A 21,054-nucleotide genomic window follows, 5' to 3' on the forward strand; every position below is an offset into this window, starting at 1 on the left:
TTTTAGAGCAGCATCCGCTAAAAGCCAGTAAACCAACCAAAATAAGAAAGGCAGCATGGAATGGTGATTTTAGGAGCGAGATTTTCTTTGGTTAAAAGATTTAACAAAGCTTAATCCCGCCCTGCTTTTAAATGGGAGGCAAACTCGGCCTGACTCATTAATTGAGGCGGCTCCCTTAGAACGATTTTAATCGGATTTAGTTGGCAAACAGGTTCGAATTTTCTTAATTCAATAATGTTGTATTTGCTATCAATATAAACGATTCCTGCACCCGCAAGCCCTGGTATCGCATCAATTTTTTTAAAAAGAGTTTTTGTATCGATATTAGCCAACACTTTCTGGCTAAATTGATTGTCATAAAACGACTGAGTGCTCGATCTAAAAACAGGCTTTCCATTTACCGTGATAATTTCCATAGTTCCCTCTACGTTGCCTAATTTTAAAATAGAGTATTATACCGCTACTGAAAATACTGACAATTATCACTAAGTATTACTAAAAAGGACGCGAATGCGTCCTTTGGAGGTGTTATTGATGAAGCGTTACTGCCCATACATGGCATTAATTTCACTGTGATATTTGCTGTAAATCATCTTACGGCGCAGTTTTAACGTCGGAGTAATTAGTCCAGATTCCATTGAAAATGCTTCGTGCAATAAAGTGAATTTTTTAATCTTTTCAAAGCCGGCTAACTCATGCTGCAGCTCGATTAAACGCTGCTCAAAATGCGCGACCACTTGCGAGTGACGCAGTAACTCAATAGGGTTTTCAACATGAATACCTTGCGCTGTAGCCCAGCTATTTAACGCTTCAAATGCTGGCACAATAAGGGCTGACACGTAATTACGTGCATCGGCAACAATAGCCACTTGTTCGATAAATGGGCAACAAGCAACCTTACCTTCAACGCGCTGTGGGGCAATGTATTTACCGTTAGAGGTTTTCATTAACTCTTTGATGCGGTCAGTAATGTATAAGTTACCTTGCTCATCAATACGCCCTGCATCACCGGTTTTTAACCAACCGTCTTCAAAGGCTTCGGCGGTGTCATCGGGGCGATTGTAATAACCGCGCATTACAGTGTCGCCACGGACTAAAATCTCATCGTCTTTGCCCAGCTTAATTTGCATGGCTTCTAACGGCTTACCGTTTGAGCCTGGCACACGATTATCGAGGGTATTACAGGTAACGGTCGCGCAAGTTTCGGTCATGCCGTACCCACACAATACAGGCACGCTAATACTGTGAAAAAAACTGCCAACATTAACATCTAATGCTGCACCGCCCACTGGCATAAACTTAAGTCGGCCGCCGAGTACTTGCTGTAATTTGCTGTAAACCAGCTTGTTAGCCAGTTTCCACTGGGCACTTAGCCATAAACTCGGCTTAGCGCGGCCTTGATTGACTTCAAATTGACGCTTACCTACTTTCATTGCCCAGGCAAATAACGCTTGGCGTGCTTTAGGCGCTTTACCAACTTTGTCATGCACGGCACTGTAAATTTTTTCTAAAAATCGCGGCACTACACATAAGGTGTGTGGCTTAACGGCAACAAGAGCTTGTTTAATTTTATTGGTGTCATTTAAGTAAACATTATGACCGCCACGGCATAATACATACATGCTCCAACCACGTTCAAATACATGGCTTAGCGGCAAAAAGGCTAATGACACATCGCCGGCGGTGAAAGGCAGTTTTTGGTCATGCTGGCTGATCATCGAGGCAAAATTGCGGTAATCGATCATCACCCCTTTTGGGTTGCCTGTGGTGCCTGAGGTGTAAATCAGCGTCAGTAAGTCATCCAGATCAGTATTGGCTAATCGGCTGGTTAACTCCTGGGTTACGCTTGGATTAAATTGTGCGGTTAATAGCGAATCAAAAAACAGGTGATTGTCGGCTTTTAAAGTTACATTGCCATCAAATACGACAATCTGCTGCACGCAGTCGGCTTGCGCGGCAATGTTACACGCCATGTCATATTGTTGCTGATCACCGGCAAAAATTAATTTAGCTTGGGCATCGTTAACAATAAACACCGCTTGTTCAAGTGTACTGGTTGGGTAAACAGGTACCACCACATTACGTGCTTTAAGTGCGCCAATATCGGCACAAGTCCATTGTGGGCAGTTTTGCGATAATATCACCACTTTGTCTTGCACTTGTAAGCCAAACTCAATCAGCAATTGGGCAACTGAGTCAGTTAAGGTATTGAATTTATTCCACGTTACTGTGTGCCAGGGCGCTGGCATTTCAAAGCCTTCTAGGGCAATGTTACTGCCTAAAGACTGACTTTGCTGTTGCAGAAGTCGTACGACGTGGTATTGGTTTAATGACATTTAACAGTGACCTTTTTAGCTTACAAGTGTTCCGCTTTTGCATTCTACCTGAAGCTAAAAAAAATCATAAGAGCTTTTGCTCTATTTGTGCGATTAACATCACGTTCACAAGCAAAACTGATAAACAACAAACACCGCTTTAAGGCGCGGTAATACCGTGCTTCCAAAGCTGTCGCTTACCCCACATCAATGCCAGCACACCGACGACGGTTAGCGGAATATCCAGCAATAGCCACGGAGTAATACTGTCGCCATCTCTTAGCGCAGCAAAACTCATAGACACCACTATCGAGTGCAAAAGCACCACCAACATCGCCGCTGTGGCTTGATGACTATTTCGGCTTGCAGCCCCAGTACCGAGCATAATGGCGCAACCCCAAAAGGTGCTTAACCCTAAGTGGACTAAAAACAATAAGCTAAATTGTGGCTCAAAAAAGAATTGCAATAAACCAATCCCTGCGACAATGAACACCATGGCTGCAATAAAACGGTATTGGCTGTAAAAAAAGGCGTCTTTCATCCCGTTTAACCCGCTATAACAAGGCAATAAAAATAAGGTTTCGGTGGCACGCCAACGCTGAATACGGCTCCAATGAATAATCGCACAGCTTATTACCGATAATTGAGCAATTAAAAACATCGCAGCCAAATTAAAGTCAAACAGCCACGAAAACAGCATTAACCCGATAGCAATAACAGGCAGAGCTAACATCATCATGGTTAATACAGGGCCAATAAAGAAATTCATTGGATGAAACAGGCGCTCGAATTTACCCACCCACGCAACACCTTTAATGCTCGGTAACCACATCCAGCCCATTTGCACGGCATTGAGGTACACTACCCGCGCATCGCTGTTCCAGCGCAGTTGCCGACATAAGCCAACCACACGATAAAACAGCATGGCAACAATGATTAAGCTGGCCCACAGCGACAAACGAGAGGCGAGCTCATCTAAAAATGGCACCGCAATAAACAGCGCAAACGATAAATGAAAATAATGACTGCGCCACAAGCATAACCATACAAAGCCAAGCCCTACCGCAACGGCTAACCACAATTGCGCTATGACGTCATATGCCGAAAAGATCACACAGGCCAACACCTGCAAACTAATAATAGCCACTGCAATAGTCAGTGCTTGTTGTAATACATTGGCTTGATAACCCGGGATTAATTGGCTGGTCTCTGTCGCCACTAAGCGATTTAACTGCCAAGCAATACTGGCAGCCGCTGAGACAGTCGACATAGCAAAAACTAAACTCACCACGTCGGTTTTTCCGCTAATTAACAACGCAAGTCCAAGCACGAGTCCAAGCAGGCTCGTGCCTAAAAAACTGACGCTACCTAAGTCATATAACCACAGACGCAACATACCCTGATAGGGTTTACGCCAAGCGGCTAGTGGGCTTTGAGGTTGCTGCGCACTCATCGGTGCAGCTCCATAAATAACTGTTCTAAATTTAATGATTTTTCATTTTGCACACCAGCAATAGCATCCGAGTTACCCTGGGTGTCCACCAGCACGGTTTGGCCGGTTTGGCTCAATATTCTGTAGCTTGCAGGTAATTGAGTATCGTCGTTAATAGTGAGTAATTTAACCTCTTCACGCAGGGCATCAATTTCTTTAAACAGCACTAAGTCGCCTTTTTTGATTAATGCTACATGGCTGGCGACACGCTCTAAGTCTGAGGTGATATGCGATGAAAACAATACCGCCGAACCAGAGTCGAGGGCAAGATCGAACAGATCACCCATAAATTGGCGACGAGCGATAGGGTCGAGGCTAGCGACGGGTTCGTCGAGTAACAACAAGGTCGGCCGATACGCCATCGCCATAATCAAGGCTAACGATTGACGCTGACCGACAGACAGTTTTTGCACGGCTTGAGTAACATCTAAATCAAAGCGATTTAACCAATCTTGTTCTAGGGCGATGTCCCACTGCGGGTAAAAACTGCGGTGCAATTCTAAGGCTTTATCTATGGTAAAGCCTTCGTAACCAAAAGGCTGTTGTGGCACATAGCCGATATGCTGTTTTGCTTCAATGGAGAGGGTTTCTGGCGATTCGCCTAGGGTATTGATGTTGCCGCTATCGATATCAACAATTCCTAACGCGCAGCGCATTAATGTCGATTTACCCGCGCCATTTTGACCTAATAATCCCACAACCATCCCAGGGTAAAGTGTTATCGATAAATCGGCTAACACCTTATGCCCGGTTGCAGACTTAGTTGTCTCGGCATAGGTTTTATTGACTAAAGTAAACTGTAAAACGGGCTTATCTTCGGCTTCCATGTTCGACTTTCCTACCAAAATTTAGCTTAAATGACGGCTATTCTTTTTGCCAAAATTGCTTCAATAACTGTTGCAACTCGTCGTAATCAACACCTAATTGTTGTGCTTGCTCAACTAATGCGCTTAACTGCGGCGCTAACAAACTGCTGCCTGAGGCGTTATTTGCTGATGTTCTCGCGGCCACGCGTGACGGCTGGCCACGACGACGTTCAACCCAGCCCTGGTCGACAAGTTGTTGCATCGCACGCGACACTGTCATTGGGTTTACCGCCAAATGTTCGGCTAACTGGCGCACTGAAGGAAGTACATCTTCAGGGTGCAATTGGCCGCCAACAATTAAGCGCACGATTTGATCATGCAATTGTCGATAAATGGGTTCGCCACTGCTGGGGTTGACATTTAGTAATTCTAACATTAGCCTTTAACAACTGTATTAATACATTGATACACTCATACACTAGGTGTTAAGGTATCACAATCGTCATGAAATGCAAAAAGGAAACGTTCCGATGATCAACAGGAAGTTTGTCAACACAACCTCAATATCGCGATTACGCGCTTTAGGTTTATGCCAATCGGCAACTCGTGCTAGCCGCTGGGTCGCTGTTGCAGTGGCTATTTTACTCGCTAACCACAGCGTTGCAGATACCGCAGACACGCTCGTTGCTGCGCCAGCTAAAACAACCACATGTTATTTAGATGGCTTAGATGAGCAGTTTCAGTGCGGCAAAATCAGCGTACCTGAAAACCCAAAGCAACCTGACGGTAAGCAAATCGATATTCACTTTGCGATTTTACCTGCAATTAAAAACACCCACCCAGATGAGGCATTACTCGCCATTGCCGGTGGCCCTGGTCAATCGGCTATCGAAAATGCAGCAGGGTTTGACCGTATGTTGACCAAAGTACGTCAACAACGCGATATTTTACTTATCGACCAGCGCGGTACAGGCCAATCCAATATTTTGAGTTGTGACGACGGTGATTTAAATGCACTCAACATCAATGAAGACGACCTCGACATGCTGGCGATAACCGAAGAATGTTTAGCGGGGATCGATGCCGACGTGACTCAATACGGCAGCAACATCGCATTAAAAGACTTTGAGGCAGTACGCGAGTTTTTAGGTTATACCAAGCTGCACTTATACGGTATTTCTTATGGTTCACGCATGGCTCAGTTGTATATGCGCCATTATCCTGAAGCATTAGCCACAGTAACATTGGACGGTGTAGTGCCAATGCAGCAAAGCGTAGTTGCCATTGGTAGTTCAATTGAGCGTGGTTTAAACGTGTTGTGGCGCGACTGTAAAAGCAATCCTGAATGTCAGCAGCAGTTTCCTGATTTAGTCGACGAGTATAATAAAGTCGATCAACAACTCGCCGATGCACCGATTAGCCAAAAAGTGCGCGACCCACAAACTGACGAGCCTAGCGACTTTTTGCTCACTCGCAGTAAGTACTCAGGGGCTATCCGCATGGCAATGTATATGCCCAATACCCGTTCGCTTATTCCTCACGCAATACACCAGGCAGCACAAGGTAACTACCAGCCCATTTTAGGTATTTACTCCTTAACGGCCAGCAGTACAGGGATAGCAATGGGTATGCATGCATCAGTTGTATGCGGTGAGGATATTCACCGTATTACCGAACAAATGCGTAAAGACGCTAAAGAATCTTACATCAGTAGCAGCATGTTAGACGGGTTAGAAAAAACCTGTGAGGCATGGCCAACAAAGCAAGAAGATGACAGCTTTAGTAACCCAATCGACAGCGACATTCCTACTTTATTATTGTCTGGCGAACTCGACCCTGCAACACCACCAAACTGGGGCGCACTGGCACAAGAAAAACTCACCAAGTCGAAGCATTTTATTGCGCCTTACGCGACTCACGGTGTGGCCTATCAAAGTTGCGGTAACGATTTAATTGCGCAATTAGTTGATCAAGGCTCAATAAAAGAGATTGATGGCGAATGCTTACAAAAAGATGTGCGCCGCAGCTTTTATCTTAATGCCAACACAGTAGAAGCATTACCGATTGCCAGCACTAACACGGATATTAAAACCGACACAACAGCGCCAGCAAATACAGCTGAAGATAAGGAATAGTCATGATTACTGTTGCAAACTTAACCAAAAAAATCGGCGATGTGCAGGCGTTAGACAATTTAAGTTTTAGCGCTGAAAATGGCCAAATAACGGGTTTACTTGGGCCAAATGGCGCCGGTAAAACCACCTGTTTACGCACCTTGTTTGGCTTACTCAAACCAGACTCAGGCACCGCCACAGTAGACAATATTGACGTCGCGGTTGACCCAATAGGCGCAAAAAAGCAATTAGGATTATTCCCCGACCCATTTGGATTGTACGAACGCCTTACGCCGCGTGAATACATTAGTTTCTTTGCCGAGCTCAGCGGTATGACGCGTAAGCAAGCCAAAGAAGCCACCGCCAATGTCATTGCCCAATTAAAGCTAGAAGACATTAGCGACCGTCGCTGCAAAGGCTTCTCGCAAGGCCAACGGATGAAAACGGCATTGGCGCAAGCCATAGTGCATCAGCCAAGTAATATCATTTTAGATGAGCCCACCCGCGGACTTGATGTGATGAGCACCCGCTTACTGCGCGACATTTTATTGCAACTAAAAGCACAAGGACATTGTGTGTTGTTTTCAAGCCACGTAATGCAAGAGGTTGCCGCCTTATGTGACCGAGTCATTGTTATGGCAAACGGCAAAGTGGTCGCCATTGGTAGCCCTGACGAACTGTGTCAGCAAACGGGCAAAGACTCACTAGAAGATGCATTTATCGAACTTATCGGTACTGACGAAGGGATTGCAGCATAATGAAAATGATACTCGCAATGGTGCGCAAAGAACTTATCGATGCCGCACGAGACAAACGCTCTGTCATGGCTGGTTTATATTATGCCATGGGTACGCCACTGATCATGTGTGGCCTATTTATGGTGCTAATTGGTCAATTATCTAGCCCAGAAGACCTTAACATCAACATTAAAAACGCTAATAACGCACCTGATTTAGTGCGCTACTTAAGCAATAACGGTATTAATCATGGTGATGACGACGAGGCAAAAAAAATCATCTTAACCATTAGTGACGATTACGCTGCCAATATGGCCAAGGCCAAACCAGCAGAAGTATTATTAGTTGCCGATAACTCTGATGAAAAGCTGCAAAAGTCTATCCGCCGTCTTGAGGTACAGTTACAAGCATATAGCGCTGAAATGGGTAGTTTGCGTTTAATTGCCCGCGGAATTAACCCTCGCATAACTCAGCCAATCAAAATCAATGTTGAAGACAAGGCTACAGCAGATTCTAAAGGTGGAATGATCTTAGGCCTGGCGATTTTCACCATGATGTATTCGGTGTTTATTTCTGGCATGAACCTCGCCATCGACACCAGTGCTGGCGAACGTGAGCGTAACTCACTGGCATTGCTGCTCAGTCACCCAATGAGCACACGTGAGTTGGTGTTGGGCAAAATTATTGCCGTGACCTGCTTTGCACTGCTAGGACTCATTTTAATCTTGCTGGTATCAAAAGTGGCCTACCCCTTTGTGCCTTGGCAAGAAATTGGCTTTACCGTCAACATTAGCCAGGACTTTATGGGGCTTATGTTCCTGGTCGGCATCCCTGTCGCACTCATGGCAGCTACCTTGCAATTGTATGTGTCGTTTATGGCCAAAACCTTTAAAGAAGCGCAGTCATACTTAACTATGGTGTTATTTGTACCACTGGCACTGTCAATGGCAGCCAGCTACAACATTGCCCCAGACGTATTGCAGTGGTTACCAGTATCAGGCCAGCAACAAGCGTTAATGGACTTTATTAAAGGCCGCGAAATCCCAATGATGCAGTTAATCGTGTCATCTGTGACCACTTTAGTCATTGCAGTAGCCCTCGCAGCAGGGTTAGAAAAGTCATTAAAAAGTGAAAAGGTGGTCTTTGGGCTGTAAGCCATAGTTATAAAATAGTTAATAGATCCAGTTAATACATCTACTCGCCTTAATTATATGAATTAAGGCGAGGACTTTAAGACGATAACATTGACAAAAAACAACATAAATTAAGGAGTGATTATGAACGAAGATATGGCGATTATCGCACTGGTATTTATCGTAATTGTTGGTACTACGGCATCAGAAATGTTTAAACAGTATTTAAAGCATAAGCAAAAAAATGAAGCCGATGGCCTAGCCGACTTAAAAGCACAAAATCAGGCATTGATTGAGCGCATACAAGTGCTGGAAAGATTAGTGACCGACAGCGACTTTGAGCTCAAGCAACAGTTTAAAAACTTGTAGTGTTGCAGCTCGGTCGCTCATACCAACCTTTGCCGACAAGCAAATCAAGACATAAAAATGCCGTCATCTTTGACGGCATTCTTTTTGAAATAAAGCTGTAGTGATTAGTGTCTCTGCAATATCTGCTAGCACTACTTTACTTTAGGTCTAAATGGCTTAATGACCGCTTCATCACACTCTAAAAATGGACCATCCATTAAGTCGATACAATACGGAATAGCGGGGAATACCGCGTCTAAACATTCGCGGATAGACTTAGGCTTGCCCGGTAAATTCACAATTAACGAATCATCACGTAACCCTGCAGTTTGACGCGACAAAATAGCCGTTGGCACAAACTTTAACGACTCGGTGCGCATTAGCTCACCAAAGCCTGGCATCATACGGTCGCACACAGCTTCAGTTGCTTCTGGGGTCACATCGCGTTTGGCCGGGCCGGTACCACCCGTGGTGACAATTAAGCAGCAATCTTGATTGTCAGCTAAATCAATCAAGGTCGCTTCAATCACATCTTGTTCATCTGGGATCACCTTATACACAGGCTCCCACTCCGAGGTTAAATACTCACTTAATACTTCAATAATGGCTTTACCAGACAAGTCTTCATATATACCCGCGCTCGCACGGTCACTGACAGTCACGATGCCGATTTTAGCTTTACTCATGGTGATATTTCCCTAATGTGGGGTCATTAGCCTCGGTTCGCGTTGAGGTTAAATCAATAATTTGGCTACAGGCAGCTAATCTACCAAAAAACATCTACATCACAAAATTACAGACCCATAAATGCAAACTGTCTCAAGAAATGACATCAACCAAGCGGTTGCTTATACTCATCGCAGCTATTCAAACAATGGATGCATTTTATTATGCAAAAACAACAACGCGGTTTTACCCTAATTGAATTAGTGGTAGTGATTATTATTTTAGGAATTTTAGCGGTAGTCGCCGCGCCGAAGTTTATAAACTTAAAAAGTGATGCGGTCATTGCCAATTTAAAAGGCTTACAAGGTGCATTAAAGTCGGCTAACACTCTGGTGTATTCAAAAGCCGTATTGGCTGGCCAGGAAAAACTCGACCCAGGGTCGGTGACATTAAATGGTAGTGCTGTGACGACTAGAGTCGGATATTTAACGCCTCTTGGGGCTAATGTTACATTGGCTCTCGATGGTTCATTTGAAGTGATGGTTGGTGCAAATGATGCTATTACTGCTGACTGGGGAATATTCAACGTACCTGGCGGAGCATCTATGTACATAGTGCCTAAGGGGTTTGCCACGTTTGACAGCTGCAATCTGCTCTACAATGTTGACTCATCTCAGCCAGCACCTGCCTTTTACAGCCTAACGACTAGCGGTTGTTAATTTCCAAGCTCACACTGAACTCAATAAATCAACCCACTAGATTGATACTGTTCGCCGCTAGTTTACTCGCACTGTATCGATATTGGATTTATCGTTGCACTTACGCTTAACGCTGAACTACCGTTTAAGGCTTATAGGCGCTTAGACGTTTAACAGCATTAACGCTTAACGTTGACGGTTAAAATACCTTCTGCAGCCATAGTCGCGACTTTTTGCAACTCATCAAGGCTTGCCCCTTCAGACGCTTGCATCGACAAACCTTGAAACAAGGCAGTCATCAGGCTAGCCAATACCACAGGTTCACAACCCTCTTGTAATTCGCCTTGATTTTGCGCTAATTCAAAGCGGTCAACGAGCCGTTGTTTATGTTTTGATTTACGCGCTAACACCGTTTGTTTAATTGACTCGCTCGCCTCATTACATGAAAACGTGCTGTTAATTAACGCGCAACCTTGTGGGTGGCTACAGTCTGTAAACTGGGCGGCGGCACCAAGTAATAATCCGCGGATAACATCGGCAACGCGCTCATGCTGAAAAGCAATATTAAATAGCGAGTCTGGTCGATTTTCATATAAGTCGATCGCTTTAAAAAATAACTGTTCTTTATTGCCAAAAGCCGCATACAAACTCGGCTTTTTAATGCCCATCGCTTCTGTGAGTTCGTTTAAAGAAGTCCCTTCATAACCATTACGCCAAAACACATTAAGCGCTTGCTCCAATGCAAGGTCGATATCGAACCCACGTGGGCGACCGACACAAGCTGCTTTTGTTATTGTCATAAGTCGTACCTCATATATTAACGAACCCTTGATTATCAAAATGTTAACGTACAACACTCAATCAAGGATGGGCATATCTTTGCGCATTATTAAACCACAAATCGTGCTAATTGTGTGCAGGTTTATCACAAAACCAGTGATTAATTACCTATTGATGTGAGCCACCACAAACACTTTATCGTATGCGCTTATTTCATCATCACACTAAATGAACACCTGGTCAAAATAATTTCATACCCATCGGTACAAAATACGTTGACAGGGGTATTTTAATCTATATATTACCGTTCGGTACAGAATATTTTATACCAAACGGTATAAAACTGTAGTCACAGACAAAAAGTAACGCAACCAGTAGCCCGTTAAATGACGTAAAAGCTATTGATTAGAGGACAGCAACATGACTATGTTTAAATCAATTCAATCTACTTTGTTAGTAAGCCTAACGGCAGTACTGCTAGTGGCTTGTGGGCAACAACCTGCAGCACAACAAGCTGGTGCTGCGCCTGCCGCCCCTGAAGTTAATGTTGCTAACGTATTGCACGAGCGCATTACCGAGTGGGACCAGTTTACTGGACGCTTACAAGCACCAGAAGAAGTCACCCTAGTACCACGAGTATCGGGTTACATTGAGTCAGTAAACTTTACAGAAGGTGCCCTGGTCAACAAGGGTGACATACTGTTCACCATCGATTCTAAAGTTTTCACTGCTGAAGTTGAACGTCTGCAAGCTGAGTTAACCAGTGCAAAATCAGCACATGAATTAGCGAAAAACGACTTTGAACGTGCCAACAAACTGTTCAGTCAACAAGCTGTGTCTGAAGAGCTTATCGATACTCGCCGTAGCACAATGCACCAAACCGCTGCTGCGGTCGCATCTGTTAAAGCGGCATTAACCAGCGCAAAATTAAACGTTGAATACGCCCAGGTTACTGCGCCCATTACTGGCCGAGTGTCTTACGCCAACGAAACCGCAGGTAACTATGTCACGGCAGGTCAAACTCCGCTAACCAGCTTGGTTTCAACAGCCAATATGCATGCCTACTTTGATATCGACGAGCAAACATACCTTAAGTATGCCTCGCTATCGGGCGAGAACAAACGCCAGGACCCACGCTCAGGTAACAACACTGTATTAATGGCCCTAGCCAATGAAACTGAGTTTACCCACCAGGGTGTGATCGACTTTGTTGATAATGCCGTTAATCAACAAACCGGTACTATTCGCGTACGTGCCACATTTACCAACTCAAGCAATATCTTAATGCCTGGCTTATTTGCGCGCATTAGCATTGCCGGTAGCGCGTCTTATCAAGGTATTTTGGTTGACGATAAAGCCATCTTTACCGACCTAAGCAACAAGTATGTTTTAGTGGTAAACGAGCAAAACACCCTTGAATATCGTGGTGTAACGTTAGGCGAAAAAATTCACGGTTTACGCATTATTACTGCCGGTTTACAACCAGAAGACACCATTGTGGTTAACAGTCTGCAAAAAGTGCGTCCTAGTGTAACCATTACCCCTAAATTGACCGATATGGCCGATAGCAGCCAAATAGAAGCACTGCACCAAGCACAGTTACTATTTGATAATCAGCCGCTTACAGCTCAAATTGCTGATGAAGCAAGTCAAGGCTAAGGAATACCCCTATCATGTTGTCGCAATTTTTTATTAAAAGACCGATTTTTGCCGCAGTGCTGTCGCTATTGTTTTTTATCGCTGGCGCACTGGCTGTTTGGCAATTACCGATCACCGAATACCCAGAAGTGGTTCCGCCAACGGTAGTAGTTACTGCCAATTACCCTGGCGCAAACCCAAAAGTGATCGCTGAAACAGTCGCATCACCGCTGGAACAAGAAATCAACGGCGTTGAGAACATGCTTTACATGTCATCTCAAGCCACCTCTGATGGCCGCATGACATTAACCGTCACTTTTGCCATTGGTACCGATGTTGATTTAGCCCAAACCCAGGTACAGAGCAGAGTTGAACGTGCAAAACCGCGTTTACCTGAAGAAGTACAGCGTTTAGGGATTGTTACCGAAAAATCATCACCAGACTTAACCATGGTGGTGCATTTAACCTCGCCCGATAATCGTTATGACATGCTGTACCTGTCTAACTATGCGGTGTTAAAAGTTAAAGACGAACTTGCCCGTATTGAAGGTGTGGGCGCTGTGCGTGTATTTGGCGCCGGCGACTACAGCATGCGTGTGTGGTTAGACCCAAATAAAGTAGCCGCGATTGGATTGTCACCGAATGATGTGGTTGCTGCGATCCGTGAGCAAAACCAACAAGCCGCCGCAGGTAGCCTAGGTGCTCAACCCAGTGGCGAAAGTGATTTCCAATTACTTATCAATGTGAAAGGCCGTTTAGCCAACGTTGAAGAGTTTGAAAACATCATTGTTAAAGTTGGCTCACAAGGCCAAATCACCCGCTTAAAAGATGTTGCCCGTGTTGAACTAGGCGCATCAACTTATGCACTGCGTTCAATGCTAGACAATAAAGATGCTGCGGCACTGCCGGTGTTCCAGGCATCTGGCTCTAATGCGATACAGATTTCTGATGACGTTCGCGCCAAAATGAAAGAAATATCAGCCAACTTCCCAGAAGGCCTAACTTACGACATCGTTTACGACCCAACGGTATTCGTACGCGGTTCTATCGAAGCCGTAATTAAAACCTTACTAGAAGCCATTTTACTGGTGGTATTAGTTGTGGTGCTGTTTTTACAAACCTGGCGCGCCTCAATCATTCCATTAGTGGCGGTACCAGTGTCGTTAGTCGGTACCTTTGCTTTTATGCACTTAATGGGCTTCTCGCTCAATGCCTTGTCGTTATTTGGTCTGGTACTGGCGATTGGTATTGTGGTCGACGACGCCATTGTAGTGGTGGAAAATGTTGAGCGTAATATCGAAGAAGGCTTATCACCTTTAGCCGCAACGCAAAAAGCCATGAAAGAAGTAACCGGCCCAATTATCGCCACCACATTAGTACTGGCAGCGGTATTTATTCCAACGGCGTTTATGTCTGGTTTAACCGGTCAGTTTTATAAGCAGTTTGCCTTAACCATTACTATTTCGACCTTTATTTCGGCGATAAACTCGTTGACCTTAAGCCCTGCATTATCGGCATTGCTCCTTAAAAGTCATCACGACAAGCAAGACTTCCTTACCCGTGGTATGGACAAAATGCTTGGCGGTTGGTTATTTGCCCCGTTTAACCGTTTCTTTGCAAAACTGTCTGACGGTTACGGCTGGGTCGTCAAAAAAGTGATTCGTTTTGGTGTTGTTGTGGGTGTGTTGTATATCGGCTTAGTCGGTGTAACAGGTTTACAATTTGCCAGCACGCCAACAGGTTACGTCCCAGGGCAAGACAAGCAGTACTTAATTGCCTTTGCACAATTACCCGATGCGGCATCGCTTGATCGCACCGAAGCCATCGTGAAACAAATGTCATCCATTGCCTTAGACCAGCCCGGCGTTGCACATGCAGTGGCGTTCCCTGGTTTAAGCATTAACGGCTTTACTAACAGCACTAACAGCGCGATTTTGTTCACCCCGCTAGATGACTTTGCCGACCGTAAAGACCCATCGCTTTCAGCAGGGGCAATTGCAGCGGCGTTAAACCAGAAGTTTGCCTCGATTGATGGTGCGTTTATTGCGATTTTCCCACCACCACCGGTACAAGGTTTAGGGACAATTGGCGGATTTAGATTACAAATTCAAGACCGAGCAAACTACGGTTACGATGAGTTATATAAAGTCACCATGCAAGTCATGCAAAAAGCCTGGGCAACACCAGAGTTAGCAGGTGTGTTCTCAAGTTATCAGGTTAATGTGCCGCAACTTGAAGTTGAAGTTGACCGTACCAAAGCCAAGCAACAAGCCGTGTCGTTAGACGAATTGTTTGCCACGTTGCAAGGTTACATGGGCTCGGTTTACGCCAACGACTTTAACCAGTTTGGCCGTACATACCAGGTTAACGTGCAAGCAGACGAGCAGTTTAGACAAACACCAGAGCAAATCGCTCAGCTCAAGGTGCGTAACAATCAGGGTGAAATGGTGCCTATTGGCTCATTTATTAACGTGGCTAATGTGGCCGGCCCAGATCGTGTGATGCACTACAACGGCTTTACCACTGCCGAGCTTAATGGCGGTGCAGCACCTGGGTTTAGTAGTGGCGAGGCACAAGCTGCGATTGAAAAAATCCTGGCCGAAACTTTACCAAACGGTATGACTTACGAGTGGACTGAAATTACTTACCAGCAAATACTGGCCGGTAATGCAGGCGTGTATATTTTCCCATTAATCATTTTATTAGTGTTTATGGTATTAGCCGCGCAGTATGAAAGCTTAAGTTTACCGTTGGCGATTATCTTGATTATTCCGATGACGATTCTGTCGGCAATCAGTGGTGTATTAATTTACGGCGGCGACAACAACATCTTTACCCAAATCGGACTCATCGTTCTGGTGGGACTGGCGACCAAAAACGCCATCTTGATTGTTGAGTTTGCTAAAGAGCTGCAAGACACAGGCATGACGCCGTTAGAAGCCATTCTTGAAGCGGGCCGCTTACGTTTACGCCCCATTCTAATGACATCTATTGCCTTCATTATGGGTGTAGTACCTATGGTGTTCTCGAGTGGCCCAGGAGCAGAAATGCGTCAAGCCATTGGTGTCGCAGTGTTTGCCGGTATGATTGGTGTGACTATATTTGGTCTACTGCTCACACCACTGTTTTACTACGCATTAGCAAAACGCGCTAAAACAGTAGAAGCTGAATAACCAACGACGTCATTAGTGTAAAAACAAAAAAGAGGTAAACCTTACGGTTTACCTCTTTTTTATTTGCATGTTACACAATAACTGCAAGCACTTGCGCGCAACTCGGCAATGCCGGGAACGCCCCCTTAACCCTGCAAGTTATTGCTCCGCATTTAATCGCAAATTCAACAACTTTCTGCACGTCAACTCGATTAGATAACACATCAATTAAAGTGCCATATTCGCTTGCGCCAGCCTGCTCAAAACATTGCCCGAGCTGCCACAATAGTCCAGCCACAAAGCTGTCACCTGCGGCAGTAGTATCTACAGGATTAATCTTTGGAACCATGACCTCAAAACAGAATGCATTACTGTAACAGCGCACCGGCTCAGGGCCATTGGTCACTAAAACCAATGTTACACCTTGGTTCAAGCAAAATTGTAAATACTCCTCAACATCAACACCGCGAGCATTAGCCAAAAAATCAGCTTCATCATGGCTCATTTTGAGTACATGAGTATAAGGTAGGCATTGCTCCACACGGCCCGCTAATAAGTGAATATCATCCCATAAAGACAATCGTAAATTAACATCGAAACTGACTAACTTTTGCTTGGCATAAGCTTGCTTTACACCATATAAGCTGCTGTTAAAGATCTCGGTTTCTGTAAACGTATTTGAGCAGAAATGGAATATATCCACAGCAGACCAAGTTATCGCATCAAAGTGAGTTGCGCTGTAAAGCATGTCCGCTGTGCCATGTCGATTAAAACTAAATGAACGCTCTCCATCAGCATCTAAACTGACTAACACTGTAGCAGTTGCTGCATTTGGTACTAACGCTAAACCGCTGATATCAACACCTTGCTCGACTAGGGATTGTTGGAGCATTACACCATAGTCATCACTACTTATCCCGCCAGCAAAAATACTGTTACCACCAAGTTTTGCATACCCTACTGCCACATTTGCGGGGGCACCACCAGCAATCGGTTGATGTTCTAAACCAGCTGTATCGGTTGGTAGTAAATCGACTAAAACCTCACCAAAACTGAGTAATGTCTTCATATAAAATATCCAAAAAAAAACCCATTTTCATGGGCTTGTTAACAGGGGATTGCTTAACAAATTTGCAGGCTAAATCAGCAATTAAAACTCATATTTAATCGTAGCTGTGGTCGTACGGCCATTAATTGTTCGAGCTCTGATAATGTTGTTATCAGGAATTGAACCCTCTTCGGCTTCAGTAATGCCCACAGTATCAAATAAGTTATTGACGTTTAATGCTAGCGATAACGCGTCAGTTAAGTTGTATGATGCAAATGCGTTAACCTGAGTATAGCCATCAAACTCTAAATCGTTATTATCTTGTGCGTAAGTGTCTGTCGTACCAATTAAATTGACACCAACAGAGCCTTTATCAAAGTTATAACGACCCATTAGCGAGTAAATAAAATCAGCCTGACGACGAGGAGTATTACCAATAACATCTGGGTTAAGCGCATCCTTAACAATTTCTGCATCTGTCCAGGTCACGTTACCGCGGAAATCAAAGTCACCTAGATAGTAAGCGCCTTCTAGCTCCAGTCCTTTTGCCTCATATTTACGGTCAAAAAAGTTTTGACTAGTGGCTTCAAAGTTTTGCTCTTCGGTTTCAGAGTAAAACGCAGTGGCAAATACCGACAAGCTGTCGTAACGATATTTAACACCCATTTCATATTGATCAACTTCATCGACCGAGTCTTCATCAGCAACAGAACCATCGGCACGCACTTTACCAAATAATAAGCGGTCAGCATTAGCACGACCACCATGGCTAATACGGCCAAATGCCGCTAAATCTTCAGAGATTTGGTAGTTAGCACCTAATGAATATGAAGTGTAACCCCAGTCGTAATTAACCAATTGTGGGTTAGCATTATCTATTGACGATACACTCAGTTCAGGCTGAGAAATGGTGCCGTCACGATTCATATCAACTTGTGACTGAACATTACCCGCGTAATAACCACTGGCATCACCAGAGTCATAACGTACGCTACCGTCTAGCGATAAGTCGCCAAACTTAGTTGATGCGGCAATATAAGGTGCTTTAATGGTATAGTCAGAATCGTAATTACGTTGACAACAGTTACCCCAGTAAGGCACGCCATAGGCGTATAAACCGTTATCAGAATATGACGTACCGTCAGCAGCAACTACATCAAGAAGCGCAGCATTATCGCCCTTCACTTCCATTAAGTATGAGTTCCACATCCAGCTCATATTGATGTTTTGAGTGGCGGTATAAAAACCAAAAGTGACATTTGAGTCGTCAAACGTTTTGGTTAACTTCATGTCATTCACAATCGAACCAAAATCGTTCATAGTGACGTCGAATGTATGAATTCGCATCGCTAGGTCGCTTTGAAAAACCTCACCCGCATTGGCACCGTTGGCATAAAGTAATTGCGAACCAGCCCCACCAATACTATCAGCGATGCTTGAGCTACTGCCTACCTCGGCAGGGATCAACGACATAAAGTTGCCGCTAACATCAGAGACACGGAAACGGTTTTCAACTAACCAATCCTCTCCAAGATCAAATGAAGCCTCTAAGCCCACGGAATTCACAATGGGGTTCATGCCATCTCGCATATCACCACGGCTAATATTACCGTCTGCATCTAATCGCAATGTCGATAACATATTTGCTGAATGAACGGTATCTGACTTGGAATCAAAACCAGCAATTGAGCTACCATCTGAATACATAGGCATCGGTAAGTAGCCAATGCTCTTATCGTCTAAATGTTTAAAGTATAAACGGACATAACCGCTATCAAATTCTTTAGTGATATTGGCCTTAATTTGTCCGCCTTTGTTGGCCGTATAGCCTGGGTCTCTAGGACCATCACCAGTACGAACAAAACCACCAATATGGAAACGCATTGAATCGTTAATACTTGCACCATATTCAAAATCGGTACGCAGCGTGTCGTAATCTAAACCCACAGTAGATGAAACACTGCCCGCGTCACTAGTGCCGGTTTTGCTAATGACGTTGATAATACCGCCAGGCGCGTTACTGGCCGCTGTTGATGCTGAACCACCACGGATTGATTCGATAGTTTGCGTTGTAGAATCAATACGTAAAAAGATGTCTGCGTTACCAAAGGCGATATCGCCAAACTGTAAAATGGGTAAACCGTCTTCTTGGATCTGTAAAAACTTAGCACCACCTGAAGCCACTGGTAAACCGCGCACTGCGATGTTTGCATTGCCCTCACCACCCGTTGACTCGACTTTCATCCCCGGAATAATTCGAAATGCTTCAGCAGATGAGCGTGGCGAACTGATCGCCAAATCGTCTGGAGATAAGCTACTAACAGAAACACTAGAGTCCATTACGCGAGTTCCACGAGCTACACCTGTAACAGTAATACGCTCAAGGCCAATGGCATCTTTTTGTGTGTCGGTTGTTTCTGCGTCAGCAGCCCATAGGCTTGAGCTAACCATCATTGCAAGCGTACTGAGTACAAACTTTTTCGATGTGCTGTTTATCATTTTTATGTCCCCACATAGAGTGTATTGATGCAGTTGAATATCCCCATAACAGCATCGTTATTATTTTTTCATCTCAATCGATTTAAGCTTATCTAGGCCAACTTAGTGAAATATGCTCTGAGTTGAGCGATTCACTTAATCCAGCTAAATCGGTTGTGTTGTGAGTAGGCTTAAATCCCATGTTTAAGCCCAAAGCCAACCCGTTTTTAACTCAAGTTAAAGCGTAAACAAAAACTCAACTTAATCGATTAAGTTACAAATTAGCAACTAATTAAATAATTGCAAGTACAATTTATGTTCAAAGCAACGTGAAATTTAACAAATATGACTTAAGTAAATGTTTATTCTATAAATATGATTTTATCAAAGTGTTCAATTATTCAACATTCGATGTGAGTAAGTGTCCTGAGGGATCGCGTAACAGGTTATAAGCAGCCATAAAACACAATAAAAAAGCAAAACCAGTAGCAAGGTAAAAACCATATTTAACATGGCCAAATATATCACCCACAAATCCCATTAATAACGGCCCTAATGCCGCAGATAACGCTGTAAAAAACAAAATAACGCCTGCAACAGAACCATGCTGCTCCACAGGGAAACAACTGATCCCCTTAGAGTTTAGTGTTGGGTATATCATCGACATAAATAAGCCAGACAAAGGCAATAAAATTACCGCTGCTGATATGCCATATATCATTGCACCTAAGTAACATAAGCTGATCGCCAAACTGAACCAAAACATCACCTGCTGCCAGCTAAACCGATTAAGAATCCAGCCACCTAAAAACCGTCCAAGCGCTCGCAAAGTAAAGAAGATGGTTAACGCATACGTCGCAACTACGACTAAATCACCTTGATAATTGAGTAGTAAGGTTGGCATCCACACATAAATGGCAACTTCGGTAGCAACATACAAACCAATAGCCAATGAATACCCTAATGCATACGGGTTTTTCATCATTTTAAAGGTGCTAGCTAAGTTGATATCTTGCGTAGATGAGCGCTTAATTTGTGGATACGGTGCACGATAAGCCAGCCAACATAACACTAAGCAAAATACCCCAGCACCAAAATAAAGGTATTTCCATGACACACCGGTCACCAGCAAATAGCTCACAATTGCAGGGCCAACCATTGCGCCAACACCAAAGAATCCTTCAACGGTATTCATAGTGCTTGAGTGTTGTTTTGAGTTTGTAGAAATATCCCCAATGAGTCCCAGCGCTCCCGTTTTAAATACACCAATGGCAATCCCGACTAAGGCGAGTAAAAACAGGAAATAATAAAATGATTCACCTAACGCAAACATAAAACTCGCGGCAGCAAACAATAACAATCCCATTAGGATTGTGGTTTTACGACCTAACTTGTCAGCCAAAAAGCCTAAAAATAGCCCACTCAATGCAATAAATAACATTGGCATATAATGAAAAGCACTTGCTTGCGACATTGATAAATCAAATGTTGTAATTAATTCAGGGATAATCACCCCCACAGCATCAGAAGTCATTGCGAACATAAAAAACATCAAATATGTCAACATTCTAATCCGTGCATTACCGCTATTTTCATTTGTATTCAAATGACTAACCATACTGTCCACCTTCTTGTTATATGCTCTTATT

The 21,054-nt window shown here is 44.1% G+C and carries 17 protein-coding genes; 7 read left to right on the top strand and 10 right to left on the bottom strand.

All coding sequences use genetic code 11. The features are described from left to right. Positions 1-110 precede the first annotated feature (110 nt). From GQA99_RS17630 to GQA99_RS17650, 5 genes are all read right to left on the bottom strand, one after another. Positions 111-416: a hypothetical protein gene (locus GQA99_RS17630; protein ID WP_189386250.1), complete on the bottom strand. Its 306-nt coding sequence runs from the start codon at positions 414-416 to the stop codon at positions 111-113. A gap of 126 nt (positions 417-542) precedes the next feature. Further along, entirely contained in the window at positions 543-2,336 is a 1,794-nt protein-coding gene (locus GQA99_RS17635; protein ID WP_160056140.1) for an AMP-dependent synthetase/ligase, read from the bottom strand. 139 nt (positions 2,337-2,475) lie between these two features. After that, entirely contained in the window at positions 2,476-3,768 is a 1,293-nt protein-coding gene (locus GQA99_RS17640; RefSeq protein WP_160056141.1) for an ABC transporter permease, read from the bottom strand. After that, complete coding sequence (locus GQA99_RS17645; RefSeq protein ID WP_160056142.1) at positions 3,765-4,634, bottom strand: ABC transporter ATP-binding protein; 870 nt, start codon at positions 4,632-4,634, stop codon at positions 3,765-3,767. The genes GQA99_RS17640 and GQA99_RS17645 overlap by 4 nt, the downstream gene beginning before the upstream one ends. Positions 4,635-4,671: 37 nt before the next feature. Continuing rightward, positions 4,672-5,049, bottom strand: a complete 378-nt coding sequence (locus tag GQA99_RS17650; RefSeq protein WP_160056143.1) for a GntR family transcriptional regulator — start codon at positions 5,047-5,049, stop codon at positions 4,672-4,674. A gap of 94 nt (positions 5,050-5,143) precedes the next feature. Here GQA99_RS17650 and GQA99_RS17655 point away from each other — a divergent pair, with 94 nt between their 5' ends. The 4 genes from GQA99_RS17655 (at position 5,144) to GQA99_RS17670 (ending at position 8,966) form a co-directional block, all read left to right on the top strand. After that, on the top strand, positions 5,144-6,748 hold the full coding sequence (locus tag GQA99_RS17655) for an alpha/beta hydrolase (protein WP_160056144.1): 1,605 nt from the start codon (positions 5,144-5,146) through the stop codon (positions 6,746-6,748). A 2-nt stretch (positions 6,749-6,750) separates the two neighbouring features. Continuing rightward, positions 6,751-7,485, top strand: a complete 735-nt coding sequence (locus GQA99_RS17660) for an ABC transporter ATP-binding protein (protein WP_160056145.1) — start codon at positions 6,751-6,753, stop codon at positions 7,483-7,485. Beyond that, positions 7,485-8,618 (top strand): ABC transporter permease, encoded by a 1,134-nt coding sequence (locus GQA99_RS17665; protein WP_160056146.1) that lies wholly within the window; start codon positions 7,485-7,487, stop codon positions 8,616-8,618. Before GQA99_RS17660 ends, GQA99_RS17665 begins: the two co-directional genes overlap by 1 nt. 123 nt (positions 8,619-8,741) lie before the next feature. Then, positions 8,742-8,966 (top strand): hypothetical protein, encoded by a 225-nt coding sequence (locus GQA99_RS17670; RefSeq protein ID WP_160056148.1) that lies wholly within the window; start codon positions 8,742-8,744, stop codon positions 8,964-8,966. A gap of 131 nt (positions 8,967-9,097) precedes the next feature. Here GQA99_RS17670 and mog read toward each other — a convergent pair whose 3' ends face one another. Beyond that, positions 9,098-9,631 carry a molybdopterin adenylyltransferase gene (gene mog, locus GQA99_RS17675; protein WP_160056150.1) on the bottom strand — a complete coding sequence of 178 codons (534 nt, stop codon included), beginning with the start codon at positions 9,629-9,631 and terminating at the stop codon, positions 9,098-9,100. A 204-nt stretch (positions 9,632-9,835) separates the two neighbouring features. Here mog and GQA99_RS17680 point away from each other — a divergent pair, with 204 nt between their 5' ends. Beyond that, the gene (locus tag GQA99_RS17680; protein ID WP_160056152.1) at positions 9,836-10,330 is read left to right on the top strand and encodes a type II secretion system protein; all 495 of its coding nucleotides are present in this window, start codon (positions 9,836-9,838) and stop codon (positions 10,328-10,330) included. A gap of 158 nt (positions 10,331-10,488) precedes the next feature. On the opposite strand, the gene GQA99_RS17685 is transcribed toward GQA99_RS17680, so the two are convergent. Next, positions 10,489-11,109, bottom strand: a complete 621-nt coding sequence (locus GQA99_RS17685; RefSeq protein WP_160056154.1) for a TetR/AcrR family transcriptional regulator — start codon at positions 11,107-11,109, stop codon at positions 10,489-10,491. 400 nt (positions 11,110-11,509) lie between these two features. Here GQA99_RS17685 and GQA99_RS17690 point away from each other — a divergent pair, with 400 nt between their 5' ends. After that, the gene (locus GQA99_RS17690; protein WP_160056156.1) at positions 11,510-12,748 is read left to right on the top strand and encodes an efflux RND transporter periplasmic adaptor subunit; all 1,239 of its coding nucleotides are present in this window, start codon (positions 11,510-11,512) and stop codon (positions 12,746-12,748) included. An 11-nt stretch (positions 12,749-12,759) separates the two neighbouring features. Continuing rightward, entirely contained in the window at positions 12,760-15,900 is a 3,141-nt protein-coding gene (locus GQA99_RS17695; RefSeq protein WP_189386251.1) for an efflux RND transporter permease subunit, read from the top strand. 70 nt (positions 15,901-15,970) lie between these two features. On the opposite strand, the gene GQA99_RS17700 is transcribed toward GQA99_RS17695, so the two are convergent. The 3 genes from GQA99_RS17700 to GQA99_RS17710 form a co-directional block, all read right to left on the bottom strand. Beyond that, positions 15,971-16,948, bottom strand: a complete 978-nt coding sequence (locus tag GQA99_RS17700) for a carbohydrate kinase family protein (RefSeq protein WP_160056160.1) — start codon at positions 16,946-16,948, stop codon at positions 15,971-15,973. Between the two features lie 81 nt (positions 16,949-17,029). Continuing rightward, complete coding sequence (locus GQA99_RS17705) at positions 17,030-19,426, bottom strand: TonB-dependent receptor domain-containing protein (protein ID WP_160056162.1); 2,397 nt, start codon at positions 19,424-19,426, stop codon at positions 17,030-17,032. A 376-nt stretch (positions 19,427-19,802) separates the two neighbouring features. Then, positions 19,803-21,023, bottom strand: a complete 1,221-nt coding sequence (locus GQA99_RS17710; RefSeq protein ID WP_160056164.1) for an MFS transporter — start codon at positions 21,021-21,023, stop codon at positions 19,803-19,805. Positions 21,024-21,054: the final 31 nt, after the last annotated feature.

Origin of the sequence: Shewanella litoralis, assembly GCF_009828585.1 — a bacterium.
In the GTDB taxonomy this organism is placed as follows: Bacteria; Pseudomonadota; Gammaproteobacteria; order Enterobacterales; family Shewanellaceae; genus Shewanella; species Shewanella litoralis.